At 70.6% G+C, this 25,582-nt stretch carries 27 protein-coding genes and 1 pseudogene; 3 read left to right on the top strand and 25 right to left on the bottom strand.

Features of this window, described 5'->3' with window-relative positions; genetic code table 11:
• Positions 1-148: 148 nt before the first annotated feature.
• The 22 genes and pseudogenes from folD to RSP45_RS12950 form a co-directional block, all read right to left on the bottom strand.
• Positions 149-1,045 (bottom strand): bifunctional methylenetetrahydrofolate dehydrogenase/methenyltetrahydrofolate cyclohydrolase FolD, encoded by an 897-nt coding sequence (gene folD, locus RSP45_RS13055; RefSeq protein WP_415392249.1) that lies wholly within the window; start codon positions 1,043-1,045, stop codon positions 149-151.
• A complete protein-coding gene (locus tag RSP45_RS13050) occupies positions 1,035-1,343 on the bottom strand; it encodes a chorismate mutase (protein WP_415392248.1) in 309 nt (102 codons plus the stop codon). Before RSP45_RS13050 ends, folD begins: the two co-directional genes overlap by 11 nt.
• 127 nt (positions 1,344-1,470) lie before the next feature.
• The gene (ftsH, locus tag RSP45_RS13045) at positions 1,471-3,369 is read right to left on the bottom strand and encodes an ATP-dependent zinc metalloprotease FtsH (protein WP_415392247.1); all 1,899 of its coding nucleotides are present in this window, start codon (positions 3,367-3,369) and stop codon (positions 1,471-1,473) included.
• A gap of 61 nt (positions 3,370-3,430) precedes the next feature.
• Positions 3,431-4,777 carry a tRNA lysidine(34) synthetase TilS gene (gene tilS / locus RSP45_RS13040; RefSeq protein ID WP_415392246.1) on the bottom strand — a complete coding sequence of 449 codons (1,347 nt, stop codon included), beginning with the start codon at positions 4,775-4,777 and terminating at the stop codon, positions 3,431-3,433.
• A 3-nt stretch (positions 4,778-4,780) separates the two neighbouring features.
• The gene (locus RSP45_RS13035) at positions 4,781-5,695 is read right to left on the bottom strand and encodes a tol-pal system protein (protein WP_415392245.1); all 915 of its coding nucleotides are present in this window, start codon (positions 5,693-5,695) and stop codon (positions 4,781-4,783) included.
• A complete protein-coding gene (locus tag RSP45_RS13030; protein WP_415392244.1) occupies positions 5,695-6,204 on the bottom strand; it encodes an OmpA family protein in 510 nt (169 codons plus the stop codon). Before RSP45_RS13030 ends, RSP45_RS13035 begins: the two co-directional genes overlap by 1 nt.
• Before the next feature lie 11 nt (positions 6,205-6,215).
• Entirely contained in the window at positions 6,216-7,532 is a 1,317-nt protein-coding gene (gene tolB / locus RSP45_RS13025; RefSeq protein WP_415394066.1) for a Tol-Pal system beta propeller repeat protein TolB, read from the bottom strand.
• A gap of 142 nt (positions 7,533-7,674) precedes the next feature.
• The gene (locus RSP45_RS13020; protein WP_415392243.1) at positions 7,675-9,270 is read right to left on the bottom strand and encodes a protein TolA; all 1,596 of its coding nucleotides are present in this window, start codon (positions 9,268-9,270) and stop codon (positions 7,675-7,677) included.
• Entirely contained in the window at positions 9,263-9,709 is a 447-nt protein-coding gene (locus tag RSP45_RS13015; protein ID WP_073067145.1) for an ExbD/TolR family protein, read from the bottom strand. The genes RSP45_RS13020 and RSP45_RS13015 overlap by 8 nt, the downstream gene beginning before the upstream one ends.
• Positions 9,709-10,401, bottom strand: coding sequence for a protein TolQ (gene tolQ, locus RSP45_RS13010; RefSeq protein ID WP_415392242.1), 693 nt, complete (start codon positions 10,399-10,401; stop codon positions 9,709-9,711). Before tolQ ends, RSP45_RS13015 begins: the two co-directional genes overlap by 1 nt.
• A gap of 131 nt (positions 10,402-10,532) precedes the next feature.
• Positions 10,533-10,925 (bottom strand): tol-pal system-associated acyl-CoA thioesterase, encoded by a 393-nt coding sequence (gene ybgC, locus RSP45_RS13005; protein ID WP_415392241.1) that lies wholly within the window; start codon positions 10,923-10,925, stop codon positions 10,533-10,535.
• 80 nt (positions 10,926-11,005) lie between these two features.
• The gene (locus RSP45_RS13000) at positions 11,006-11,599 is read right to left on the bottom strand and encodes a hypothetical protein (RefSeq protein WP_415392240.1); all 594 of its coding nucleotides are present in this window, start codon (positions 11,597-11,599) and stop codon (positions 11,006-11,008) included.
• Between the two features lie 133 nt (positions 11,600-11,732).
• On the bottom strand, positions 11,733-12,362 hold the full coding sequence (locus RSP45_RS12995; protein WP_073067152.1) for a CoA transferase subunit B: 630 nt from the start codon (positions 12,360-12,362) through the stop codon (positions 11,733-11,735).
• A gap of 2 nt (positions 12,363-12,364) precedes the next feature.
• Positions 12,365-13,069, bottom strand: a complete 705-nt coding sequence (locus tag RSP45_RS12990; protein WP_415392239.1) for a CoA transferase subunit A — start codon at positions 13,067-13,069, stop codon at positions 12,365-12,367.
• Positions 13,070-13,149: 80 nt separating this feature from the next.
• Positions 13,150-13,605: an MliC family protein gene (locus tag RSP45_RS12985; RefSeq protein WP_415392238.1), complete on the bottom strand. Its 456-nt coding sequence runs from the start codon at positions 13,603-13,605 to the stop codon at positions 13,150-13,152.
• 124 nt (positions 13,606-13,729) lie between these two features.
• On the bottom strand, positions 13,730-16,348 hold the full coding sequence (gene topA / locus RSP45_RS12980; protein WP_415392237.1) for a type I DNA topoisomerase: 2,619 nt from the start codon (positions 16,346-16,348) through the stop codon (positions 13,730-13,732).
• Positions 16,349-16,444: 96 nt separating this feature from the next.
• A complete protein-coding gene (locus RSP45_RS12975; RefSeq protein ID WP_415392236.1) occupies positions 16,445-16,828 on the bottom strand; it encodes a VOC family protein in 384 nt (127 codons plus the stop codon).
• Entirely contained in the window at positions 16,828-17,667 is an 840-nt protein-coding gene (locus RSP45_RS12970; protein ID WP_415392235.1) for a ferredoxin--NADP reductase, read from the bottom strand. Before RSP45_RS12970 ends, RSP45_RS12975 begins: the two co-directional genes overlap by 1 nt.
• Before the next feature lie 43 nt (positions 17,668-17,710).
• Positions 17,711-18,142, bottom strand: coding sequence for a DUF934 domain-containing protein (locus tag RSP45_RS12965; RefSeq protein ID WP_415394065.1), 432 nt, complete (start codon positions 18,140-18,142; stop codon positions 17,711-17,713).
• Positions 18,143-18,274: 132 nt separating this feature from the next.
• Positions 18,275-18,982: pseudogene (locus tag RSP45_RS12960) on the bottom strand (phosphoadenylyl-sulfate reductase); the annotation flags it as partial.
• Entirely contained in the window at positions 18,979-20,652 is a 1,674-nt protein-coding gene (locus tag RSP45_RS12955; RefSeq protein ID WP_415392234.1) for a nitrite/sulfite reductase, read from the bottom strand. The pseudogene RSP45_RS12960 and the gene RSP45_RS12955, both read right to left, overlap by 4 nt.
• The gene (locus RSP45_RS12950; RefSeq protein ID WP_073067162.1) at positions 20,645-20,995 is read right to left on the bottom strand and encodes a DUF2849 domain-containing protein; all 351 of its coding nucleotides are present in this window, start codon (positions 20,993-20,995) and stop codon (positions 20,645-20,647) included. Before RSP45_RS12950 ends, RSP45_RS12955 begins: the two co-directional genes overlap by 8 nt.
• Positions 20,996-21,115: 120 nt before the next feature.
• On the opposite strand from RSP45_RS12950, the gene RSP45_RS12945 reads away from it, so the two are divergent.
• Together RSP45_RS12945 and RSP45_RS12940 are read left to right on the top strand one after the other, a co-directional pair.
• Complete coding sequence (locus RSP45_RS12945; RefSeq protein WP_073067164.1) at positions 21,116-21,604, top strand: Lrp/AsnC family transcriptional regulator; 489 nt, start codon at positions 21,116-21,118, stop codon at positions 21,602-21,604.
• 112 nt (positions 21,605-21,716) lie between these two features.
• The gene (locus RSP45_RS12940; RefSeq protein ID WP_073067165.1) at positions 21,717-22,421 is read left to right on the top strand and encodes a CDP-alcohol phosphatidyltransferase family protein; all 705 of its coding nucleotides are present in this window, start codon (positions 21,717-21,719) and stop codon (positions 22,419-22,421) included.
• Between the two features lie 45 nt (positions 22,422-22,466).
• On the opposite strand, the gene RSP45_RS12935 is transcribed toward RSP45_RS12940, so the two are convergent.
• Positions 22,467-23,453 (bottom strand): lytic transglycosylase domain-containing protein, encoded by a 987-nt coding sequence (locus RSP45_RS12935; protein WP_415392233.1) that lies wholly within the window; start codon positions 23,451-23,453, stop codon positions 22,467-22,469.
• A 218-nt stretch (positions 23,454-23,671) separates the two neighbouring features.
• Positions 23,672-24,463 carry a L,D-transpeptidase gene (locus RSP45_RS12930; RefSeq protein WP_415392232.1) on the bottom strand — a complete coding sequence of 264 codons (792 nt, stop codon included), beginning with the start codon at positions 24,461-24,463 and terminating at the stop codon, positions 23,672-23,674.
• A 356-nt stretch (positions 24,464-24,819) separates the two neighbouring features.
• On the opposite strand from RSP45_RS12930, the gene RSP45_RS12925 reads away from it, so the two are divergent.
• Positions 24,820-25,098, top strand: coding sequence for a GlsB/YeaQ/YmgE family stress response membrane protein (locus RSP45_RS12925; protein ID WP_073067170.1), 279 nt, complete (start codon positions 24,820-24,822; stop codon positions 25,096-25,098).
• Here RSP45_RS12925 and RSP45_RS12920 read toward each other — a convergent pair.
• A complete protein-coding gene (locus RSP45_RS12920; protein ID WP_415392231.1) occupies positions 25,085-25,564 on the bottom strand; it encodes a hypothetical protein in 480 nt (159 codons plus the stop codon). The genes RSP45_RS12925 and RSP45_RS12920 overlap by 14 nt on opposite strands.
• Positions 25,565-25,582 lie beyond the last annotated feature (18 nt).

Below are 25,582 nucleotides of genomic sequence, written 5' to 3'. Positions count from 1 at the left end.
ATAACTTCGCCGGTCCGCCAAAGCGGCCGGCACGCGCCCGCCCGCCCCACGGCGGGCGCGTTGCGCCCACCCGGGCGGACGCGTGCCTGTGTCGTGCCGGCTTGGCGGGGGTGCCCGGAAACCGGGCCCCACCCCCGTTTCCTTCCGCTCAGGGCGTCAGCCCCTGCGGTTCCGCCAGCCCGTTGACCCGCGCGGTCGCGGTCAGGGTGTTGGCCAGCAGGCAGGCGATGGTCATCGGCCCGACGCCGCCCGGCACCGGGGTGATCGCCCCCGCCATCTTGCGCACCGATTCAAAATCCACGTCGCCGACCAGCCCCGCCTCGGTGCGGTTGATGCCGACGTCGATCACCACCGCGCCTGGCTTGATCCACTCGCCCTGCACGAAGCGCGGCCGCCCCACCGCCGCCACCACGATATCGGCGCGACGGCACAGCGCCGGCAGGTCGCGGGTGCGCGAATGCGCCACCGTCACCGTGGCGCTGTCGGCCAGCAGCAGCTGCGCCATCGGCTTGCCGACGATGTTGCTGCGCCCGATCACCAGCGCATCCTTGCCGGAAAGCGAGCCCAGCCGGTCGCGCAGCAGCATCAGGCAGCCCAGCGGCGTGCAGGGCACCATCGCCTTTTGCCCCGTCGCCAGCCGCCCGGCGTTCAGCACGGTGAACCCGTCCACGTCCTTTTCCGGCGCGATGGCGTTGATCACCGCGGTCTCGTCCAGATGCGCGGGCAGCGGCAGCTGCACCAGAATCCCGTTCACCGCCGCATCCGCATTCAGCCGCGCGATCAGCGCCAGCAGCTCTGCCTGCGATGTCTCGGCCGGCAGCCGATGCTCGTAGCTGTTCATCCCGACCTCGACCGTCGCGCGGCCCTTGGAGCGCACATAGACCGCAGAGGCCGGATCCTCGCCCACCAGCACCACCGCCAGGCCGGGCGTGACCCCGGGGTCGGCCTTGATCCGCGCCACCTCCTGCGCGATCCGCCCGCGCAGCCGTGCCGCAAAGGCCTTTCCGTCGATCAGCGTTGCAGGTTGTGCCAGTTCAACCGTCATCGTCTTCCCCCAGCGCGCGTGCTTCCTGCGCGATGAAATGGTCCATCATCAGCCGCCACAGCGCCTCGGCCAGGTCGGGGTCGTAGCCCGCCTGCAGGGCATTGCGGCGGGCGTTGGCGGCGACTTCCTCGACGCGGGCGTCGATGCGGGCGGGCAGCCCGGCCCCGGCCTTGATCTCGGCCGCGCGGTCGATCAGCCGCGAGCGGCGGCCCAGCAGCGCCGCAAGCTCGCGGTCCAGCCGGTCCATCTCGGCCCGCAGCGCGGTCATGTCGGTCAGATGCGCATAGTCGTCCGTCATGGCGCGCTGATTGCCCTTGTGGCGCGCCCGGCGCAACCCCCGACGCCGCCGCACCCCGCGCGGTCGCCGCGACGGAAACGAAAAACCCCGGCACGGCGGCCGGGGTTTTCGCGGATCGGATGCAGCCTCAGGCGCTGGGGATCGGCTGCGGGCCGCCGGCGGCCGGGGGCACCCGCGGCACCGCCGGGACCGAGGGGATCACCGTCCCGCCCGCAGCCCCGTCGTCGCTGCCGCCCACATCCTCGCCCCGGATCACCCGGCCGATTTCCTCGCCGGTCAGGGTCTCATGCTCAAGCAGGCCCTTGGCCAGACGCTCGAACTCCTCGGATTTCTCGGTGAGGATGCGATAGGCGGTCTCATACCCCTCGTCGATCAGCTCGCGGACCTCCTGCTCGATCAGCTCCTTGGTGGCGGTGCTGACCGAAAAGCCGCCGGTATTGCCGGAATAACCCTCATGCGCCTCGGCGTAATCGACAGCGCCCACCTTGTCGGACATGCCCCAGCGCATCACCATGGCGCGAGCCAGCGCGCTGGCCTGCTGGATATCGCCGGCGGGGCCGTTGGACACACCTTCCTCGCCATATTTGATGATCTCGGCGGCCTTGCCGGCCATGGTCATGGCGATCTTCTGCTTGGCCTCGTCCTTGTGGTAGTTCAGCCGGTCCATCTCGGGCAGGGAAACCACCATCCCCAAGGCCGAGCCGCGCGGGATGATCGTCGCCTTGTAGACCGGATCGCATTTCGGCAAGCTCAGCCCGACGATGGCGTGGCCGGCCTCGTGATAGGCGGTCTTTTCCTTCTGCTCGGGGGTCAGCACCATGCTGCGGCGCTCGACGCCCAGCATCACCTTGTCCTTGGCGTTCTCGAAATCTTCCATGGTGACAAATCGACGGCCGATGCGGGCGGCCATCAGCGCGGCCTCGTTCACCAGGTTCATCAGGTCGGCACCCGAGAACCCCGGCGTGCCGCGGGCGATCAGCCGCAGGTCGACGTCGGGCCCTTGCGGCACCTTGCGGGCATGGACGCCCAGGATCTTTTCGCGGCCCTTGATGTCGGGGTTCGGCACGTGGATCTGGCGGTCGAAGCGGCCGGGGCGCAGCAGCGCCGGGTCCAGCACGTCCTTGCGGTTGGTGGCGGCGATGATGATGATGCCCTCGTTCGCCTCGAACCCGTCCATTTCCACCAGCAGCTGGTTGAGGGTCTGCTCGCGCTCGTCGTTACCGCCGCCGATGCCGACGCCGCGGGCACGTCCCACCGCGTCGATCTCATCAATAAAGACGATGCAGGGGGCGGATTTCTTGGCCTGCTCGAACATGTCGCGCACGCGGCTGGCGCCGACGCCCACGAACATTTCGACGAAGTCCGAGCCCGAGATGGTGAAGAACGGCACCCCGGCCTCACCCGCGATGGCGCGGGCCAGCAGGGTTTTCCCGGTGCCGGGCGGGCCGACCAGCAGCGCGCCTTTCGGGATCTTGCCGCCCAGGCGGCTGAACTTCTGCGGGTTGCGCAGGAACTCGACGATCTCTTCCAGCTCTTCCTTGGCCTCGTCGATGCCGGCCACGTCGTCAAAGGTGACGCGGCCGTGTTTTTCGGTCAGCAGCCGCGCCTTGGACTTGCCAAAGCCCATGGCGCCGCCCTTACCGCCGCCCTGCATCCGGTTCATCATGAAGATCCAGACCCCGATCAGCAGGATGAACGGCAGCCACACCCCCAGCAGCGACATGAAGCCGGACTGCTGCTGGCGTTCGACCTTGACCTCGATGTTCTTGTCGATCAGCCGGTCGGCGATGTCTTCGCCCAGCGGCCGCACCGTCGAATAGCGCCGCCCGTCCGAGCCGGTGATCAGCACGTTCTCTCCGTCGATGGTGACGGCGCCGACCTGATCGTTCTGGACCCGGTGGATGAAATCCGAATAGGGGATCTGCGTGCTGTTCATCTGCGCGCTGTTGCCGCCAAAGGCGTTGAACAGGGCCAGAATCATCAGGAACAGGACCACCCAGAAGGCGATGTTGCGCGCGTTGCCCAAGGGCTTGTCCTCCGCGGGATGGAAAGTCTTTCGGTCAAAATAGGGGCTGGCGGGGCCGGTATCAATGCGATCGCAGGATCGCCGCGAACTCGGGCAGGCCGCGCAGCGGGATGGCGCTGATTTCCCGGCAATCCAGCAGCGGCAAGATCGCCCGCCCGCCCACGGTGACCAGCGGCGAGGACGCCAGCGCCGCCAGCGGCAGCCCGGGCGCGCGCCAGTCCCGCGCCACCACCTCGGCCTCGCCTGCCGCGGAGACCTCGGCCCCCTCGGGCAGCCCCTCCAGCCGCCAGCGCCGGTCCCACAGCAACGTCTTTGGTGCACGAATATCCCCGGGCTTGTGAGCGCCCGGAAAACAGTCCGGTGGACTGTTTTCAGCGAACAAGGCCACGGCAGTGGCTCCGGGGCAGAGCCCCGGTGCAACCCCGCCACCACGCGCGGCGGCGGCGGGTTCGCGCAGGAACTCGACCACGCCGCCCCGCACCCGCGCAATCACCCCTTCCAGCGTCCCCTGCCCGCCCGCCAGCAGCGCCGCGAGCAGCCGCGCCGCATCCTCGCCGCGCGGCGGGTAGTCGGCGCCGGTCACCCAGCGCAGCGCCGCCAGCAGCAGGCGGCGGCGGATCTCGGGGGCGCTGTCCTGCAACGCCGGCAGCGGCAGGCGCAGCATCCCGCGGTCGGCGCTGGCCCCGGCGGCGGCGGCCACGGCGGCTTCGGCCAGCGCCGCGCGGGCATCGGCCAGATGCGCGGCCGAGCGCGCCAGCGCCGGCACCGGCAGCGCCAGCGCGGCGATGGCGCGGCGAACCCGCACCCGCTCATACCCCGGATCGTCGTTCGAGGGATCGTCGGCCCAGGCGATGCCCTGCCCGCGCAGCCAGTCGCGCAGGGCCTCGCGCCGCAGCCCCAGCAGCGGCCGCAGCCACAGGATCCCGCCCTGCTGCCGCGAGTCGGCCATGCCGGACAGCCCGTCCAGCCCCGCGCCACGCGCCAGCCGCATCAGCAGCGTCTCGGCCTGATCGTCCTGGGTATGGCCCAGCGCCACCGCCCCCAGACCGCGCGCCGCGGCCCAACCGGCCAGCAGCCGCAGCCGCGCGCGGCGGGCGGCGTCCATCAGGTTGCCGGGCACGTCTCCGCCATGGTCCCAGACCAGGACCTCATGCGCGATGTCCAGCGCGGCGCAGCTGCGGGCGACGGCCTCGGCCTCGGCGGCGGATTCGGGGCGCAAGCGGTGGTCGACGGTGGCGGCCTCGATGCGCAGGCCCCGGACGCGCGCCCAGGCGGTCGCCAGATGCAGCAGCGCCAGCGAATCGCTGCCGCCGGAGACCGCGACCCCCAGCGCCGGCAGATCGCCGGCCAGCCGGTCCAGCGCAGTCGCCGCGGCCTGCGGCACCGCATCGGCCGAAGAAGCGGGCACGCGCTAGGGCTGGCCCGCCGCCGCCGCGCAGCCGGCCGAGGCGCTGCGGCGCGCGGCCTCGTCGGCCTGCGGCGTGCCCGGGAAGCGCGCGATCAGCTCGTCCAGATACACGCAGCCTTCGGTGGCCGGACGGCCCGCAGCCGACACCCGCGACAGCCCCAGCAGCGCATCCGCGGCGCGCGGCCCGGTGGGGGCGGCGGCGAACGCCTGCAGCCAGGCGGCGGTGGCGCCCTTGGCATCACCCGCGCTGTCCAGCGCCGCGCCTTGCAGATACAGCGCCTCGGTCGCGGCGGGGCTGCCGGCGTGGGTGCTGGCGAAACCGCCGAACAGCTCGGCCGCGCGGGGGAAGTCGCCCGCGTCCAGTGCCGCGCGGGCGCGGTCCAGCTCGGCCTGTTCCTGCGCGGTCAGCGCGCCCGACACCCCGGCCCCCGCAGGCGCCGCCGTGGGGGCCGCGTCGAAGGCCGAGCCCATCAGCGCCGCGCCGCCGCCGTCCAGATCGCCCAGCTGCGTGGTGGTCAGCGCGCCCAGGTCGCAGCCCTCCTCCATCTCGCACAGGCGGAACTCGATGTCGCCGATCCGGTTCGAGCCGTCGCGGACGATGCGGTCGATGCGGTGGCGCAGGCGCTCGGTCTCGCCAGTCAGGCGGGTGATCTCGCGCTCCATGGCGTTCATGCGGTCGATGGCGCTTTCGCCGCCGGCGGCGCGGAACCCCTCGGCGCCCGAGGCGCTCAGCTCTGCCCGCAGCGCCCGCAGATCGGCGCCGACCGCGCGCAGGTCGGCGCGCAGGTCGGCCAGAGTCCGGGCGGCCCCTTCGCCCGCAGCCGCCGCCGCCGGGGCCTCGGGCGCCGCCTGCTGGGCCAGCGCCGCGCCGGCACCCGCCAGCGCGACCGCGGCGCCGAAGATCAGCCCCCGCAGCATCAGACCCCCGCCCCGGGCATCACCACCGTGACCGCACGGCGGTTGCGCACCTGGCAGTCGGGGGTGGAGCAGACCTCGACCGGGCGTTCCTTGCCGTAAGAGCTGGTGCGGATGCGGCCGGGTTCCAGCCCTTGCAGGATCAGGTATTCCTGCACCGCGCTCGCCCGCCGCGCCCCCAGCGCGAGGTTGTATTCACGGGTGCCCTGCTCGTCCGAGTGCCCCTCGATCACGGTCGAGAAACTGCCGTGCTGTTTCAGCCAGGCCGCCTGCCGCGCCAGCGTCGCCCGCGCCGTTCCGTCCAGCGTGGCGTCGTTTTCGGGGAACAGCACGGTGTCGCCGGCGGTGCGGCGGAAGTCCTCGGCCGAGCCGCCGGGCAGCGCGCCGGGCGGCACCGCGCCGGTATAGCGCCCGCCCGCATAGGGGTCGACGGCAGTGGCCGCGGGCGGCGCGGCACAGGCGGCCAGCGCCGCAAGCATGGCCGCGGCAGCGGCGATGCGATACCCGTTCATCGGCAGACTCCTCATGGCAAAAGCGGGCCCCAGTCGGGGTCGGAGGCGGCGCCCTCGATGTCCAGCGGGCGCATGTTGCGGCCGGTGACATCGACGGAATGCAGGCGCGGCGTGCCGTCCCCGCCCGGCGTCTGGCGGGTGAACATCACGACGCGGCCATTGGGCGCCCAGGTCGGACCCTCGTCAAGGAAAGATTCCGTCAGCAGTTTTTCCTCGGTCCCGTCGGGGCGCATCACCCCGATGTGGAACTTGTCGCCGTTGCGGCGGGTAAAGGCGATCAGGTCGCCCTTGGGGGACCACGCCGGGGTGCCGTAGCTGCCCTCGCCAAAGCTCAGCCGCGTGGGCTCGGCCGATCCGTCCGCGGGCATCACGTAGATCTGCTGGCTGCCGGACTGGTCGCTTTCAAAGACGATGCGGCGGCCGTCGGGGGAATAGCTGGGCGAGGTCTCGATCGCCGCGGTCTCGGTCAGCGGCCGCTCGGCCCCGGTCGCCACGTCCATCTGCCAGATGTCGGTATTGCCGCCCTGTTCGCGGGAATAGACGATCCAGCGCCCGTCCGGCGAAAACCGCGGCGCAAAGCTCATGGTGCCGGCATCCTGCTTGAGCGGCCAGGCCGACAGCGTGGCCACATCCATCAGCATCACCTGCGGCAGCCCGTTCTGGAAACTGGTGTAAAGCAGCTGCGAGCCGTCCGGCGAGAACCGGGGCGACACCACCAGCGCGCTGTCGTCGGTCACCCACAGCGGGTTGGCGCCGTCGTAATCCATGATCCCGATGCGCTTGAGCCGCGCGTCCTTGGGGCCGGTTTCCGACACGAACACCACCCGGCTGTCGAAATAGGGCGATTCGCCGGTGATCCGCGCATAGACCTGATCGGCGACCTTGTGCGCCACCCGCCGCCAGCCGGCCTGGTCGGCGTCGAACTGCATCCCGTCGCCCAGCGGCTGCCCGGAAAACACGTCATACAGCCGGAACTTGGCGGTGACCCGCCCGTCACGCAGCGACACCGCGCCGACGATCAGCGCCTCGGCGTTGATCGCGCGCCAGTCGGGATAGGCGACGGGCGCGTCGAAGCCCTCGGGGCGGGCGACATGGGCCGAGACCGGGATTTCCCGGAACAGGTCGGTGCCGGTCAGGTCGGCGGTCACCACCTCCTGGATCCTTGCGGCCAGATCGCCGGCGCCGCCCTCGTCAAAGAACGGCGCCACCGCGACCGGCATCGCCTCGACCTGCCCGCCGGTAATCTCGATGCGCAGCGGGCCGTCGGATTCCTCCTGCGCCATGTTGGTCATGTCAGAGGCGGTCAGCCCCTGCGCCAGCGACGCCATGGGCGCGACCGCCAGCAGCAGCGCCGCCGCCAGCGGGGCCAGCAGCGCGGGCCGGAGGGGGGCGGATCGGGTGATGGCGGGTCGGGCGAGCGGTGACATGGGGAAAACCTAGACTGATTGTCGCATAAAGACCATGCGCGGCCTAACGGATCGCTGCACCGCCCTGCGGGCGGAAATCGACGATGGTATCGCGCCAGCGCGCGTATTTCTCGGCGGGCAGGTCATAGCCCTGCCCCTGCATGGCGCAACGCAGGATGGCGCGGCGGGCGGCCTCGAACGCCTGCGCGGCGGCGGCCTCGGACCCGCCCTGCGATTCGACCAGCCGCACCGAATCAGGTTCCGGCATCCCGTCCGGCGTCATGGAAAACTGCACCGAGACCGAGGTCCGCTGCGCCTCGCGCGACAGCGAGCCGATGTTCCAGCACGCCTCGATCCGCAGCCGCAGCCCGTCCTTTTCGCCCTGGCTCAGCGGCGGCCCCATCGCCGCGCGCCCGCCGCCCCCGTCCGAGCCGGCGCCCTCGGGCAGGTCCATCGCCTCGGCCAGCGCCTGCAGCAGCGGGTCGGGGTCGTCGGGGGCTTGCCGCGCGGCCTCGGCCTGCTCTCGGGCCTCTGCCTCGGCACGGGCACGGGCAGCCTCTTCCGCGGCTTGCGCCAGGGCGCGGGCGGCCTCGGCGGCGGCGGCCTCTTCCTCGGCACGGCGGCGGGCGGCCTCGGCCTGCCGCTGTTCTTCGGCAAGCTGTTCTTCCAGCCGGCGCTGCTCTTCGGCGGCGCGCTGCTCGGCAAGCCGCTGTTCCTCGGCGGCGCGCGCGGCTTCGGCTTCGGCTTCAGCCTGGCGGCGGGCTTCTTCCTGCTCGGCCTCCAGCGCCGCCTGCCGCTCGGCCTCAAGCGCGGCGCTTGCCTCGGCCGCGGCGCGGCGTGCGGCCTCGGCGGCGGCTTGTGCGGCGGCGCGTTCGGCCTGTTCACGGGCGGCGGCTTCGGCGGCGATGCGCGCCTGCTCTGCCTGCCGGGCAGCCTCGGCGGCCTCGGCCTGCCGCTGCGCCTCGGCCGCGGCGGCGGCAGCTGCGGCGGCGGCTTCGGCCTGCGCGATCCGGTCGGCGCGGCGCTGGCGGGCGGCGGCGACGTCGAAGGGCGCGGCCGAGGTGGTCAGCAGCGGCGGCGCCGGCGGGGCCTCGGGCGGCGGCTCGTCAGGAGAAACCGCACCCGGCACGCGCAGCGAAGGCGCGGTGGCGGTGCGCTGCGGATCGGGCATCGGCTGGGGCGGCACCGGGGCGTCGGGCAGCGCCTGCGCATCCGCCGGGGCCGAGGGCTGCTGCGGCGCGGGCGCCACCGTTGCCACCGTCACCGGCACCTGCGGGGTCTGCAGGTCGGACAGGTTCGGCGCGGCCTCGCCCGCGAACTCGGGCGCGGGCAGCGCCAAGGGATCGGCCTCGGGCACGGGCGGCGCCATGGCGGTCGGGCCACCGGCGATCACCTCGGCCGAAGGCGGGCGCGGCTGCGCGGGGGTGGCGGCGGAGTCCTCGCCCAGCGGCCCGGCCCCGCGCGAGGCCGCGGCCATCGCCTCGAAATCGCTGGCCGACATGGTTTCCACCGGCGCCATCCGCAGCGTCGGCGCCTGGGGCGCGCGAAACAGCGCGCCGCCCAGCGCTACCCACAGGATCAGCGACCCGTGGGCGGCGGCCGAGACCCACAGGCCGATGCGACGCTCGCGCGTCTCGAGCGGGGGAAAGGGATCAGCCATCCATCCGCGGGCCACCGGCGTCGGTGACCAGAACGATGTCGTGGAAACCGGCCGCGTTCAGTGCGCCCATCACCTCCATCACGCGGGCATAGGCGACGGCGCCGTCGGCGCGCAGATAGATGCGGCTGGACCGGCGTTCCGCCGCGACCGAGCGCAGGCGGGTGACCAGCTCGTCCGCGGGGACCTCGGTCGTCATCAGCACCAGCGGCCCTTCCGCGGGCAGCGAGATGGTCAGCGGCTCTTCGGGTTCGGCGCGCACGGCCTCGGCCGCGGTGCGGGGCAGTTCCAGCGGCACCCCCACGGTCAGCAGCGGCGCCGCCACCATGAAGATGATCAGCAGCACCAGCATCACGTCGACAAAGGGCGTGACGTTGATTTCCGCCATCGGCGCCATGCGGCGGTGGCGTCCCCGCCCGCGTCGAGAAGCCCCGGCCGCCATCATTCGGCCTCGATCTGGCGCGACAGGATGGTGGTGAATTCGTCGGCGAAGGCCTCATGCCCGGCGCTGATGCGGTCAGCGTCGGTGGCCAGCTTGTTGTACATGATCACCGCCGGGATCGCGGCCAGCAGGCCCAGCGCGGTCGCGACCAGCGCCTCGGCGATGCCGGGGGCGACGACGGCAAGGCTGGTGTTCTGCGACAGCGCGATCCCCTCGAACGCGGTCTTGATGCCCCAGACGGTGCCGAACAGCCCGATGAAGGGCGCGGTCGAGCCGACCGAGGCCAGGAACGGCAGCCCGCGGGTCAGACGGTCGCTTTCGCGCCCGATCGCCACGTTCATCGCCCGCTCCACCCGCGACAGCACCCCCGGGATCAGCCCGCCGTCATCGGTCTGCGAGCGGCGCCATTCCGCCATCCCCGCCGCAAAGATCCGCGCCGCCGCGCCCGAAGGCCGCCCGTTCATCCGGTCGAACACGTCGTCCAGCGGATCGCCCGACCAGAAGCGGCGGTCGAAATCCGAGGCATCGCGGCGCGCGGCGGTCTGCACCATCAGCTTTTGCACGATCAGCGCCCAGGACCAGACCGAGGCCAGCACCAGCAGAGCCATCACGATCTTGACGGTGAGCGAGGCGCGCAGGAACAGCGCGATCAGCGAGAAATCGGCCGGGGCGCCGATTGCGAGGTTTTCCATCGGATTTGCCTGTCCTTGCGCTGGTCGCGCCTCGTGCTTGTCTGCGGTCGGGCGCGTTTGGCATCAAACTAGCAGCAAAGGCCAGTCGCGGCGACAACAAGATTCTGTGCGCCGCGCGTGTGGGGGCCGGGTCAGCGGGACAGCGCCGCCAGCACATCCGGCGGCAGGCGCTGCGGGCGCATGGTGGCCAGATCGACGCAGACCACGGTAACCATGGCCCGGAACAGGGCCGTGCCGTCGCGCTCCACCGCCTGCGCCACGGTGATGCGCGGGCCGGCGGCGTGGTCGAGCGTGGTGACCACCTCGAGCGCGTCGTCGAAGCGGGCGGGGCGCAGGTAATCGGCCTCGACCCGGCGCACGACAAAGGCGAGCCCGCGTTCCAGCAGCACGGACTGGTCCACCCCGGCCGCGCGCAGCCATTCGCTGCGGCCGCGTTCGATGAACTTCAGGTAGTTGGCGTAATAGACGACCTGGCCGAGGTCGGTGTCCTCGTAATAGACGCGGACGGGGAAGCGGTGGGTCAAGGCGGGCTCCTGTAGAATGGGGGCGCTGCCCCCGCCGCCTGCGGCGGCTCCCCCGGGATATTTGCGTGATGAAGAAAGCATCAGAGCCGGGCGGCAAGGCGCAGCGCGTGGCTGGGATCGCGGGCGCATCCGGGCAGCAGCGGGTCATAGGCGGCGCGGATCAGTGCCGCCAGCGGCGCCGAGGGGGTCACGGGGCGCGCCCAGCTGAGCAGTGCGTTGACCGCCACCGATTCCGCCAGCTGCGCCGGATGCGCCTGCGCCAGCGCGCCGCCCAGCCGCAGGAAGGTCAGGCAGGCCCTTATCGCACCCGCGCCGTCAAAGCGCAGCAGCCGGTAGCGGTCGGCGTCTTCTGCCGTAAGACGATCCGGCAGCCCGGTCATGCCGGTCAGCCGGTCGAGATCGGGGATACCGTCCAGTTCCGCCCAGTCCCGGACCGCAAAGATCATCAGATTGGCGCCGGTGTCCGGGTCGGTATCGGTCAGCGGCTGCCGTGCATGGGTGAACGGCGCGATCAGCGCGGCCCGGAACACGGTCAGCGTGGCATCGTCCAGCCCGAACACCACCGGCGCGACGGGGCGCCCCCAGCGGGCGCAGAGAAAGCCGCCGTCCGCCGCGGTGAACAGGGCGGCGATTTCGTCGGCGGTCAGCGGGGCATCGGCGGGCGCTTGCGTCATGGGTCCCAACTAGCGGGTGGCAGCGGCGGGATAAAGTCCTCGGCTGCGGCACTCCGCCCCCGGGCGCGTCGCGCGGCGGAACGAAAAAGGCGCCGCGAAAACGCGGCGCCTCGTGAAGGCTCCGAAAAGCCGGTCAGTCGACGATGGTGGCCTCGGTGGCGGCGCGCAGTTCGGCCTCGGTCACGCCGTCGGCGACCTCGACGATCTTCAGCCCGCCCGGCACCACGTCCAGCACGCCCAGGTTGGTGATGATGCGGTCCACCACCCCCTTGCCGGTCAGCGGCAGGGTGCAGGCCTTCAGCACCTTGGATTCGCCGGCCTTGTTGGTGTGGTCCATCACCACCACCACCCGGCCGACGCCGGCGACCAGGTCCATGGCGCCGCCCATGCCCTTGACCAGCTTGCCGGGGATCATCCAGTTCGCCAGGTCGCCGTTTTCCGCCACCTCCATCGCGCCCAGGATCGCCATGGCGATCTTGCCGCCGCGGATCATCGCAAAGCTGGTGGCGCTGTCGAAATAGGCGGAATGGGGCAGTTCGGTGATGGTCTGCTTGCCGGCGTTGATCAGGTCGGGGTCTTCCTCGCCCTCATAGGGAAAGGGCCCCATGCCGAGCATCCCGTTTTCCGATTGCAGCGTCACGTGGACACCCTCAGGAATGTAGTTCGACACCAGGGTCGGGATGCCGATGCCAAGGTTCACATACCAGCCGTCCTGCAGTTCCTGCGCGGCGCGGGCGGCCATCTGGTTACGATCCCATGCCATGCTCAGGCCTCCTCGCGCTTGCGGGTGGTGCGCTGTTCGATGCGCTTTTCGTGTTCGCCCTGCACGATGCGGTGCACGTAGATGCCGGGCAGGTGGATGCAGTCGGGGTCCAGGCTGCCGGCGGGGACGATTTCCTCGACCTCGACCACGCAGACGCGGCCGCAGGTGGCGGCGGGCACGTTGAAGTTGCGCGCGGTCTTGCGGAACACCAGGTTGCCGGTCTCGTCGGCCTTCCATGCCTTGACGATGGACAGGTCGGTCACGATGCCGCGTTCGAGGATATAGGTTTCCCCGTCGAAGTCCTTGTGCTCTTTCCCCTCGGCGATGACGGTGCCGACGCCGGTTTTCGTATAGAAACCGGGGATGCCGGCGCCGCCCGCGCGCATCCGCTCGGCCAGCGTGCCTTGGGGGTTGAACTCCAGCTCAAGCTCTCCGCTCAGGTACTGGCGCATGAACTCGGCATTCTCGCCGACGTAGGAGGACTGCATCTTGCGGATCTGCTTGCTGTCCAGCAGCACGCCCAGCCCGAACCCGTCCACCCCGCAGTTGTTCGAGGCGATGGTCAGGTCCTTGATGCCCGAGCGGTGGATCGCGGCAATCAGCAGCTCGGGGATGCCGCACAGCCCGAATCCCCCCGCCGCGATCGAGATCCCGTCCTTCAGCAGACCGTCGAGCGCGGCATCTGCCGTTTCATATACCTTGCGCATGGCTCCCCCGTGCAACCGTTCCTCGCCGGTTCTGCACGGGGTGGCTGCGGCTGTCAACGAAGGGCCAGCCGGCCCCGGAATCAGCCCGCCGCGGTGCAGCCGCTGCGCAGCGGCGTTTCCGCGTCGCCGTCCAGCGCCACCAGATCGGCGGTATCGCCCTTGGTCCACAGCTGATAGCGGCCCTCGGGCGCAATCGACAGATAGCGCGCCCCCGAAGCCGAGACCGCGATCTGCATCGGGATCATCCGGCCCTGTTCCAGCACGATGGCATAGCTGGCGCCGGCGGCGGTGTTGACGAACACCACCTGCATCGAGGTGTCGCCGTCGCAGGCATAGCTGACGTCGGTCAGGCTGTCCTGATCCATGGTTTCGGGCTTGGGGGCGGGTTCCGTCACCGGCGGCACCGCGGGTTTCGCGGCGGGGGCCGCGGACTGGGCCGGGGCCGCGTCGGCGGGGGCGGGTTCGGGCGCCGGGCTTTGGGCCAGCGCGGGGGCAGCAAGCAGCAGCGTGGCGGACAGGACGGTGACAAGACGCATGGCGGATCCCCTGATGATACTGGCCTTTCGGGCTACGGCGGACGCGCGCCCCGGACAAGCCGGGGTCCCGTCACCGCCAGCCACAACTGCGCGAGCGGGGCGAGAGTTGCCACCCGCCCCGGGATCAGCCCTCGGCTGGCGCGTCCTTGGCCGTGGATTTCTTGGCCGCAGTCTTCTTGGCGGCCGGTTTCCTGGCCGCCTTGGCCCCGGGCTCTTTCGTGGCGGTCTTTTTCGCCGGCGCCTTCTTGGCCGCGGGTTTGGCCGCGGCCTTGCGGGCGGGCTTGCCGCCCTTGGCCTGCTTGGCGGCGATCAGTTCCAGCGCGCGTTCCATCGTCACCGCGTCGGGTGCAAGGTCGCGGGGCAGCGTCGCATTCACCTTGCCCCATTTGACATAGGGGCCGAAGCGGCCGTTCAGCACCTGCACCGCGCCGCCCTCGGGGTGTTCGCCCAGTTCGGCCAGCGGCGCGGCAGAGGCCGCGCGCCCGCGCTGGGGTTTCGAGGCCAGCACCTCGACCGCGCGGTTCATGCCGATGGTGAACACCTCGTCGACCTCGGGCAGGTTGGCGTATTTCGAGCCGTGCTTGACATAGGGGCCATAGCGCCCGATCCCGGCCTCGACCGGCACCCCGTCCTCGGGGTGGGGGCCGATCTCGCGCGGCAGATCCAGCAGCATCAGCGCCTTTTCCAGATCCATCGCCGCCGGGTCCCAGCCCTTGGGGATCGAGGCGCGGGGCGGTTTCGGCGCATCGGCCGTGGCATCGCCGCGCTGGACATAGGGGCCGAAGCGGCCGTTCTTGAGGCTGATTTCCAGCCCCTGCGCATCCAGCCCCAGCACTGTGTCGCCCATCGCCTCGCCCTCGGGGCCGGACAGCGGGCGGGTATAGCGGCATTCGGGATAGTTCGAGCAGCCGATGAACGCCCCGCCCGAGCGCGCGGTCTTGAGGTTCAGCCGCCCTGCCCCGCAGAGCGGGCATTCCCGCGGATCGCCGCCATCGGCGCGCGCGGGGTAAAGATGCGGGGCCAGCGCCTCGTCGATGGCGGTCAGCACCTCGGAAATCCGCAGCTCGCTGGTGTCGGCCAGCGCGGCGGCGAAATCGCGCCAGAACCGCCGCAGCACCTCGCGATACTCGCGCGAGCCCGACGAGATGTCGTCCAGCTCGCCCTCGAGATCGGCGGTGAAGTCGTAGCTGACGTAGCGCGGGAAATATTTCACCAGAAACGCGGTGACCAGCCGGCCCTTGTCCTCGGGGATCAGGCGGTTCTTGTCCTTGCGGACATATTCGCGGTCCTGGATCGTGGTCACGATGCTGGCGTAAGTGGACGGCCGGCCGATCCCCAGCTCTTCCATGCGCTTGACCAGCGTCGCCTCGGTATAGCGCGGCGGCGGCTGGGTGAAATGCTGCTCCGGCGTCACGCCGCGCTTGTCGGCGGGCTCGCCCTGCTCGATCGCGGGCAGGCGGGCGCTGTCCTCGCCATCCTCGTCGTCGGTGCCCTGGTCATAGACCCGCAGGAAGCCGTCGAACAGCATCACCTGCCCCGTCGCGCGCAGCCCCACCTGCCCGTCGGCCGAGCCGATCTCGACGGTGGTCCGCTCCATCCGCGCGGCCTCCATCTGGCTCGCCAGCGTGCGCTTCCAGATCAGCTCGTACAGCTTGCGCTGTTCGGGTTCGACGTTCAGCCGGTCGGGCGACAGCATCATGTCGGTGGGGCGGATACACTCGTGCGCTTCCTGCGCGTTCTTGGCCTTGTTCTTGTACATCCGCGGCGATTTCGGGACGTAATCGGCGCCGAACCGCGCCTTGATCGCATCGCGCGCCGCCATCACCGCCTCGGGCGCCATGTCGATGCCGTCGGTTCGCATATAGGTGATGTAGCCCGCCTCATACAGCCGCTGCGCCGCAGACATGCAAGCCCGCGCGCCCAGCCCCAGCTTGCGGCTGGCCTCTTGCTGCAGGGTCGAGGTCATGAAGGGTGGCCACGGGTTGCGGCTGGCGGGCTTGCTGGCAACCGAGGTCACCGCCAGATCGCGGCTTTCCACCGCCGAGACCGCCAGCCGCGCGGCCTCTTCATTCGCCAGATCGTAGCGTTCCAGCTTTTTCCCGGCGTAAGAGACCAGCTGCGCGCGGTATTCCTGCCCGCGGGGTGTCGCCAGAACCGCATGGACCGACCAGTATTCGCGGGCGCGGAACGCCTCGATCTCCATCTCGCGGTCGACGATGACGCGCAGGGCCACCGACTGCACCCGGCCGGCGGATTTCGCGCCGGGCAGCTTGCGCCACAGCACCGGCGACAGGTTGAACCCGACCAGATAATCCAGCGCCCGCCGCGCCAGATAGGCGTCGACCAGCGGCTGGTCGATCTCGCGCGGGTTGGCCATAGCCTCGGTCACCGCGGCCTTGGTGATGGCGTTGAAGGTGACGCGGCTGACCTGCGCGCCCTTTTTCAGCACCGGCTCGAGCGCCTCGCGCAGATGCCAGGAAATCGCCTCGCCCTCGCGGTCGGGGTCGGTGGCGAGGATCAGGTTCGGGTCCTGCGCCAGCGCGTCCTTGATCGCCTTGACGTGTTTCCTCGAATCCGCCGCGACTTCCCATTTCATGGCGAAATCGGCGTCGGTATCGACCGAGCCGTCCTTGGGCGGCAGGTCGCGGACATGGCCGAAGGACGCCAGAACCGTGTAGTCGTCGCCAAGATATTTGTTGATCGTCTTGGCCTTGGCGGGGGATTCGACGACGACGACGGGCATGTGCAGACCTTTCGGACGATTCGGGCCGCGAACATGGGCAGGCCGGCGGGGGCTGTCAATGACGGCCCGGCCGGGGCCCTGCGTCCAGCGGCAGGCTCAGGCCGCCGCTTCGGTCGAAAGCTCGACCAGATTGCCGTCCGGGTCCCGGACATAGACCGAGACCAGCGCCGCCGCCGCCCCGGTCCGGGGAACGGGGCCAAGCTCAATCGCGATTCCCTGCTGTTCAAGATGAGCGGTCAGCGCCTCGGGCGGCAGATCGACCAGAAAGCACAGATCGGCGCTGCCCGGTCCGGGGTGGCGCGCATGGGGCGCAATCTCGGCCCCCGCCTGGTGCAGGTTGAGCTTTTGCCGGCCAAACGTCATCGCGACCCGGCCGCCGCTAAAGGTCACGCGCTGCATCCCCAGCGCCTGGTAAAAGGCGACCGTCGCCTCGATGTCGGCGACGGTCAGCACCAGATGGTCCAGCGCCAGGACGCGCATCAGATCCCGTCGCCGACAAAGGCCTTTTCGACCACGAACTCCTTGGGGTCGGAATTGGCGCCCTCGCGCAGGCCGAAGCCTTCCAGCACCTTGGTCACGTCGATGTTCAGCGCCATGCTGCCGCAGACCATCGCGCGGTCGTCCGCCGGGTTCATCGGCGGCAGGCCGAGGTCCGCGAATACCTTGCCCGAGGCGAGGTTGTCGGTGATCCGGCCGCGGCGGGGATAATCCTCGCGCGTGGCGGTGGGGTAATAGAGCAGCCGCGAGGCGAAGCTGTCGCCGTAGATCTCGGTCAGCAGCGGGTCGTCCTTGAGCGCCTCGACCAGCTCGCGGCCGTATTCCAGTTCCGCGACCTTGCGGCAGGTGTGCATCAGGATCACCTGCTCATACCGCTCATAGGTTTCCGGGTCGCGCAGCAGCGAGGCAAAGGGCGCGATGCCGGTGCCGGTGGCCAGGAACCACAGCCGCTTGCCGGGCAGCAGCGCGTCCAGCACCAGCGTGCCCACGGGTTTCGGGCGCAGGATGATCTGGTCGCCGGGCTTGATGTGCTGCAGCCGCGAGGTCAGCGGCCCGTCCGGCACTTTGATCGAATAGAACTCCAGCTCGTCGTCCCAGTTGGGCGAGGCGATGGAATAGGCCCGCAGGATCGGCTTGCCGCGTTCGTCCGGCAGCCCGATCATCACGAACTCGCCCGAGCGGAAGCGCAGGCTGGGGGGCCGCGTCACCCGAAAGGAAAACAGCGTGTCGGTCCAGTGGCGGACCGAGGTGACGGTCTGCGCATCCGGCATCAGGTTGGCAGTCGATTTCGGGGCGTCGGCCACGGGAATATCCAGCGTCATCGTCAGGGTTCCGCAATCAGATAGGTGAAAAGAGCGGCAGGGACTAGCCCGCCAGCCGCGACCTGTGGTCCCAGTCCTGCCAGTCGGCGCGGGCAAGCCATTGCTCTTGCGGCTGGCGACGGGCCAGCTCCGCGGGAATCTGCACCTCGTCGATGCCGACGCGGCGGGCCATGGCATACTGGTCGGCGATCAGCCCGCCGGTGGCGCGGATGCGCCCGGCGAAGCCCTGTTCGCGCAGCAGTCGCGCCAGCGTAAAACCGCGCCCGTCGGTCATCGCCGGGAACTCGACCGCGACAAGCTTTGCGCCCAGATACGGCGCCAGCGCGGCCGGGTCGCTGTCGGGCGGCAGGGTCACGTCCGGGGCGGCATCGACCGGGTGGAACCCGTCGTCGCGGACCAGCACGGGCGCATCGGCGGGGGACTCGGCGGCGGGTGCGGGCTGGGGCGCGGGGGCCGGAGGTGCGGCAGGGGTCATCTCGTCGTCCTTGCTGAGCGGGCCGGGACCGGCGCCGCGCAGGGGCAGCGGCGCGGCCGATGGGCGGGCGGCGGGAACAGCCGCGGCAGGCGCGGCCGGAACAGGGTCGGCAGGCGCCGGCGCCGCGGGGCGGGCCTTGCCGCCGATGAAATGGATGCCGCATTCGGTCTTTTCCGCACCCCGCCAGCGGCCCGCGCGCGGGTCCTCGCCCGGCTTCACCGCCGAGGTGCAGGGCGCGCAGCCGATCGAGGGGAAGCCGCGCGCCACCAGCGGATGCCGGGGCAGCGCGTTTTCCTCCATGTATTCGGCGACGTCCTGCGGGCGCCAATGCGCCAGCGGGTTCACGCGCAGCCGCAGCGGCGGCTCGGGTTCAAAGAAGTCCAGCCCGGTCCGCTCGCCGCCCTGAAAGCGCTTGCGGCCGGTGATCCAGGCGTCGAACCCGGACAGCGCCCGTTCCAGCGGCACCACCTTGCGGACATCGCAGCAGGCGTCGGTGTCGCGCTGGTGCAGCCGGCCGTCGGGGTCCGCCTCGGCCACCGCGGCCGCATCGGCGCGGATCACACGGATATCGGTCAGCGGCAGGGCTGCGGCGATCTGCCGCTGATACTCCAGCGTCTCGGGAAACAGCATCCGCGTGTCGACGAACAGCACCGGCGTGTCGGGCGCGGCCACCGACAGCATGTGCAGCAGCACCACCGATTCCGCCCCGAACGAGGACACCAGCGCCACCCGCCCCAGTTCCGGGTCGGCCAGCGCATGGCGCAGCACCTGCACCGCGGCGTGGTTGCGATAGCGGGCGTTCAGCCTGGCGGCGCGCGCGGCAAGATCCGGGTCGGTCATTTCGCGGCCTTCCCTTCGGGAGCATCGGGGTAAAGCGCGGCACGGAACGGCCCCACGCCCAACCGGCGCAGCGCGTCGATGAAGCGCTCCTCGGGCGATTCGCGCAAGGCGAGATAGGCGTCCAGCAGCCGCCCGATCGCCGGCACCACCTGGTCATAGGGGAAGCCCGCGCCGGCGCGCTCGCCGATGGCGGGGATTTCGTACCCGTCGCCGCCCAGGGTGATCTGGTAGTTTTCCACCCCCGCCCGGTCCAGCCCCAGGATGCCGACATGGCCCAGATGGTGATGGCCGCAGGCGTTGATGCAGCCCGAGATCCGCAGGTCGAAGGGGCCGATGTCGTCCTCAAGATCGCGGGCGCGGACGTAATCGGCCAGCTCGCGCGCGATGGGGATCGAGCGGGCGGTGGCCAGGGTGCAGAAATCCATCCCGGGGCAGGAAATCAGGTCGGTGATCCGGCCCTTGTTCGCCGTGGCCAGCCCGGCATCGCGCAGGGCCGCGTACAGCGCGGGCAGTTCGCTGCGGTGGACATGGGGCAGCACGATGTTCTGGTCATGCGCGATACGCAGGTCGGAATGGGCGTGGCGCTCGGCCAGATCGGCCAGCAGCCGCATCTGCGCGGCGGTGCAGTCGCCCGGCGTCATGCCGGGGGCCTTCAGGGTGACGGTCACGCTGGCATAGCCCGGCACCCGGTGCGGCGACAGGTTGGTGTCGGCCCAGGCGCGGAACGAGGGGTTGGCGGCGCGGGCGATCTCATACCCTGCATCGTCGGGCGCGCGGAACCGCGGCGCGGCGAAACGGGCGCGCAGCTCGTCCAGCAGCGCCTCGGCAGCGCCGCTGCTGAACACGGCCTTGCGGCGGAGGAACTCGGCCTCGATCTCCTCGCGCAGCACCTCCAGCCCGCGCTCGGCCACGGTGATCTTGAGCCGGGCCTTGAACTTGTTGTCGCGCCGGCCCGAGAGGTTATAGGCAGCCAGGATCGCCTCGACATAGGGCAGCAGGTCGGCGGCGGGCAGGAACTCGCGCACCACCTTGCCGATCAGGGGCGTCCGGCCCAGGCCGCCGCCGATCCAGACCTCGAAACCCACCTCGCGCCCCTGCCGGCGCAGGCGCAGGCCGATGTCATGGGCGGGGATCACGGCGCGGTCGCGCTCGCCCCCGGAAATCGCGATCTTGAACTTGCGGGGCAGGAACTGGAACTCGGCGTGGTCGGTGGACCAATAGCGCAGCAGCTCAGCCCAGGGGCGCGGATCCTCGATCTCGTCCGCGGCGGCGCCGGCAAAGGCGTCGGTGGTGACGTTGCGCACGGTGTTGCCGCTGGTCTGGATCGCGTGCAGCCCGACATCGGCCAGCGCGTCCAGCATGTCGGGAATGTCGACCAGCGCCGCCCAGTGGAACTGGATGTTCTGCCTTGTGGTGAAATGCCCGTAGCCGCGGTCCCAGCGCTCGGCGATACGCGCCAGCCCGCGCATCTGCGCCGGGCTGATCGTGCCGTAAGGGATCGCCACCCGCAGCATATAGGCGTGCAGCTGCAGATAGACCCCGTTCATCAGCCGCAGGGGGCGAAACTCGTCCTCGGTCAGGCTGCCGTCCAGGCGGCGGGCGACCTGGGCGCGGAATTGCGCGGCGCGGTGGCGCAGATAGCTGCGCCCGTCGGTGGCGGCGTCAAACATGGGCGGCCTCTTGCGGATGGCGGGAGTTTTGGGCGCGGGAATGGGGGGCGCTGGTCTCGACCGAGGGGCCGGACTGGCGGAATGCCTCGCGGAAATGCACCGGCACCGGCAGGCCGTCGGCATCGCGCCCCGACTGGGTCAGATAGGGACCGACCACGACGCCCGGCTGCGCCTCGGCCGCGGCCAGCGCCGCGTCGGCGCCTTCCGCATCCTCGAACAGCACCGCGGCGCGGGGGTCGGTGTCCCAGCCACAGGGCGTCATCCACACGGACAGACCGTCACGCAGACGGTTGGCCGTCAGCACGGCCGGGGTCGAGGGCGAGGGGACAAAGCTTCTGGACATGGCGTCGACCTGTTAGGGATTGCCGCCATTCTAGAAAATACATGTTGCAAAGCGCTAGATACCGGCGGAAATAAGGACGCAGTATCCTCTGATCCGCCACCGCAAGGAAAATCCGCCCAGATGAGCGACCCGCAACAGAACCCGGTCCGGCTGGATGCGCTGGACCGCAAGATACTGTCCCTGCTGCAGCAGGACGCCAGCCTGCCGCTGGAGGAAATCGCCGCCCGCGCCGGGGCCTCGCGCACGCCGGTGTGGAACCGGATTCGGCGGATGCGCGAGCAGGGGGTGATCCGCGGCCAGGTGGCGCTGCTGGACGCCGAATCGCTGGGGCTCGAGGCCTGTTTCTTCGTGCTGGTCCGCACCACCGAACACGACGCCGACTGGGCCGGCCGCTTTCTGGCCGCCGTCCGCGCCCGCCCCGAGGTGGTCGAGGCGCACCGGCTGGCCGGGGACATCGACTATATCCTCAAGGTGGTGGTGCGCAATGCGCGCGCCTATGACCGCTTCTACCAGTCGCTGATCTCCGAGGTGCGCATCCAGAACGTCACCGCGCTGCTGTCGATGGAAGAGATGAAGGCGACCCACGCGCTGCCGATCCCCCCCGGCTGACCGCAGCGCCGCCCATTCCGGGCACCCTGCCCCGCACCCATCCCGCGGCCCGGCGCGTGCTGCGACGCAAGGGCGGTTGCGCCTCATCCGCGGGAATGCGAAACAGCCGCCCATGAATCTGCGCTACAAGGCCCTTGGGGTCCACCTGCTTACCGCCACCGGTGCCGTCCTGTCGATGCTGGCCCTGCTGGCCGCGGTCGAGGAAAACTGGTCGGCCATGTTCAGCTGGCTGATCGTGGCGCTGGTGGTGGACGCGGTCGACGGGCCGCTGGCGCGCCGCTACCTGGTCAAGGTCAACTGGCCGACCTACGACGGCGTGCTGATGGACCTGATCATCGACTACCTGACCTATGTGTTCATCCCGGCATTCGCGCTGTTCAAGTCGGGGCTGCTGACCGGCTGGACCGGCTGGCTGGCGATCATCGCCATCGTCTACGGCTCGGTCGTCTATTTCGTCGACACACGGATGAAGACGGTGGACAACAGCTTTTCCGGGTTTCCGGCCTGCTGGAACATGGTGGTGCTGGTGCTGTTCGCGCTGAAGCCGCCGGAATGGGCGATCCTGCTGGTGGTGGTGGTGCTGACCGTGGCGATGTTCCTGCCGGTGCGCTTCATCCACCCGGTGCGCACCGCGCGCTGGCGGGCGGTGTCGCTGCCGGTGGCGATGGCCTGGGTGGTGTTTGCGGCCTGGGCGATCGCAGTCGGGTTCCACCCGCAAAGCTGGGCGCTGTGGGGGCTGACGCTCAGCTCGCTGTGGCTGATCGGCGTCGGCGTGGCGCAGCAGCTGCTGCCGCCGCCGGCGCTGCGGGTGCGCTAGGCCGCCATCCTTCTGCGCCGGGCGTTTTCGAGCGCCCCCCGGCGGCTAGTTCTTCAACACCATGCAGCGGCCGCCAATGGCGCGGAACTGGTTGCAGAAGGCGTTCGCCTCGCCGCGCGAGGCATAGCCGATCTGCGCGGTATAGACCCGCCGCCCGCTGCCCGACAGCGTCTTGCGCACATAGCTGACCCGCTTGCCGCCCAGGATCGGGCGCAGCTGCCGGTTCAGCCGGTCGATCTGCTGCTGCGCCCCCGACTGCCTGGGGTGCGAGGCGAGGATCACCCCCCATGGCCAGACCCGGTCGGCCGGCGTGAACTCCTTGAGGCCGCGGTTCGCCGCCAGCTTGACGCAGGCCTCGGCAAAGGGGACGGTCTTGTCCAGCCGCAGGTCGATCTGCGCCGGCGGCTCGTCGCGCCATTTCCAGGCGTTGTGGCCGGTGATCGACTCGACGTAATCCTGCGTCTCGTAAGGCAGCACCTGCCCGCCGCCGACGAAATTGCGTGCCCGCCGCTCGCCGCCGTTATAGGCGACCGCGGCCAGCCCGATATTGCCGAAGCCGTCGATCAGGAACCGCAGGTAGTCGGCCGAGGCATGGATCGCCTTGGCCGGGTTCATCGGGTCGTCCAGCCGGCGGATGCGGGCGGTGCCGGGCATGAACTGCGCGATCCCCAGCGCCCCGGCCGGAGAGATCGCCGAGGGCTCGAACAGGCTTTCCTTCCACAGCAGCCGGGCCAGGAAATTCGGGTCCAGCGCATTTTCCCCGGCCGCGCGCTCGATGGTGGAACAGACATCGGCGACGTAGCTGGCGGCGGAAATGCAGCTGCGCTCGTCCACGGTACAGCGGCGGTCGGCGGTCTCGGGACGGGGCAGGCGCGGGCCGATGAAATCCGCCGGGATCTCGGGCAGGGCCGCGGCGGCGGTGTCGGTCCCGGCCGGGGTCCCGGCAGCCGGATCAGCCAGCGCCATCACCCGCGGCGCATTCGCGGCCCCGGCTGGGGGATCGGCCAGCGCCGGACCGGCAAGGGCGACCATGCCGGCAACCGCGGTCGCAACGAGATCGAGGCAGCAGCGCACCGGGTCCACCCTCTTTCGCCCATCTCTGGCCCGCATAGCAAAACCGGCGGCGAAAGTGAACTGCGCCCGCGCGGTCTGGGCCGGGTTCGGCACCGCCCCGAACGGCAAACGCCCGGCACCAAACGGCCGGGCGTTGCGATCAGCGGCGGCGCAGGATCGGCCGCAGGGCGGCAGCCTTACCAGGCGGCGGGCACGGGCTCGAGCGCGGCGCTTTCGGCAAAGGCGATCGGTTGCGCCTCGGCGGCCACCGGCTCCAGATACCCGTCGGGGGTCTGGCGCAGCGGCCCTTCCAGCCGGCGCGATTCATCGGCGGTGCGTACCTTGACCACGGTGCCGTTCGGGATCCGGTCGTACAGGTCCATCACGTCCTGGTTGAACAGGCGGATGCAGCCGGCCGAGGTCGCCTTGCCGATGGACGAGGGGTCCATGGTGCCGTGGATCCGGTACATGGTGTCGCGGTTGCCCTCGTAGAGGTAAAGCGCGCGCGACCCCAGCGGGTTCGACGGGCCGCCCGGCACGCCCTTGGCGAATTGCGCGTAAAGCTCGGGCTCGGTCGCGACCATGTTGGCGGTGGGGGTCCAGGACGGCCAATGCGCCTTGCGCTTGATGACCGCGGTGCCGGAATAGCCCAACCCGGCCTTGCCGACCGCGATGCCGACCCGGGTCGCCATGCCGCCATCCTCGACCAGATACAGCAGCCGCGCATAGGGATCGACCACCACCGTTCCCGGCGCGTCGGGGCCGTTATAGGGCACGCGGGTGCGGGTGTTGCGGTCGCGCAGATAGGCGGCCTTGATGGCGGGGATCTGGATCGGCTCGCCATTGGGGCCGGTATCGACGCGGGCCTGATAGATCTCGGGGACGAAATTGCTGGTGCTGGGAGCCGCACCCTCGGTCGGAGGAGGGGTCGGGCCGCAGGCCGCAAGGCCCAGCGCGCAGGCCATGAGGGCAGCAGAGGCGAAACGCATCGCGGATAATCCTTCAGTGGTGGCAGGGCAGAAGTGCCGCCGGACGGCCACCGGGTTGGCAACACTGTGGAACCGATTCGCAGGCTGCCCTGCCAACCGCTTCCGATCAGCCCATACGCCGCGAGAGCCGGGACGGCGTCAAGAAACGCCCCAGCGAGCACAACGGATCGTGGCAAAAATGCCGCGCACGCGGTTTTTTGATCACGCGTCATCTTGCCGCGAACGGGGTGCGCTTCCCGCGCATCGGAAAGGCAGCAGCAAAAACAAGGCGGCACGGAACCAAATGGGGGGAAGTCGCCGTTCCTTCCTCATCCGGGCGGCGCCCAGGGCGTTGCCGCACCATGAAAGGACAAGACATGGGCTTTATCGTCGCCATCATCATCGGCGCCATCGCCGGCTGGCTGGCCGGGCAGATCGTCAAGGGCCATGGCCAGGGCGTGGTCATGAACATCGTCGTCGGCGTGGTCGGCGCGCTGATCGCCACCTTCCTGTTCCCGGCCATGGGCTGGAACATCGGCGCCGGCCCCGCAGTGGGCAACACCGTCGCCGGACCCAGCTTCCTGGGATCGGTGGTCTTCGCCACCATCGGCGCGGTGATCCTGCTGCTGATCCTGCGGCTGTTCAACCGGGGCTGACCCGGCGGCCCGCGGAAAGCGCGCCCGGCAGAGCGTCGGCGCCAGAGCCGATCTGGCGCTCGACCTCGGGGCCGATGTCGAGCAGCCCCGCCGGCGCCAGCCGGGCGACAAGCAAGGCCAACGCGTCGGCGTCGATCCAGCCGCCCTCGTATCCCAGCCGACAGCCCCGCCGCAGCAGCCCTGCCGCCCCCGGCCAGAACGGCCACGGGGGATCCCCTTCCCCCGCAAACGCCGCCACCGGCTGCGCCGCCTGTGCGGTCACCACCAGCAGCTCGCCCGGCGCCATCCCGCCATAATGGGCCAGGCTTGCCGGGGCCGAGAGGATCACCGAATCGACCCCGCGCCCATCCATGATCGCGCGCAACGCCATCTGCCGCATCGCCAGCGCCCCCCGCGGCGGAGGGGCGGGCGGCAAAACGGGGGTATCGTCGTGCATCAGGCTCTCCATCAAGGCGCGGCCCAGCATGACCAGGGCCGCCGCGGC

Origin of the sequence: Paracoccus sp. SJTW-4 (genome assembly GCF_047716885.1) — a bacterium.
GTDB classification, from domain to species: Bacteria; Pseudomonadota; Alphaproteobacteria; order Rhodobacterales; family Rhodobacteraceae; genus Paracoccus; species Paracoccus solventivorans.
Note: the sequence above shows the minus strand (reverse complement) of the source record. Positions and strands in the feature narration are given on the sequence as shown.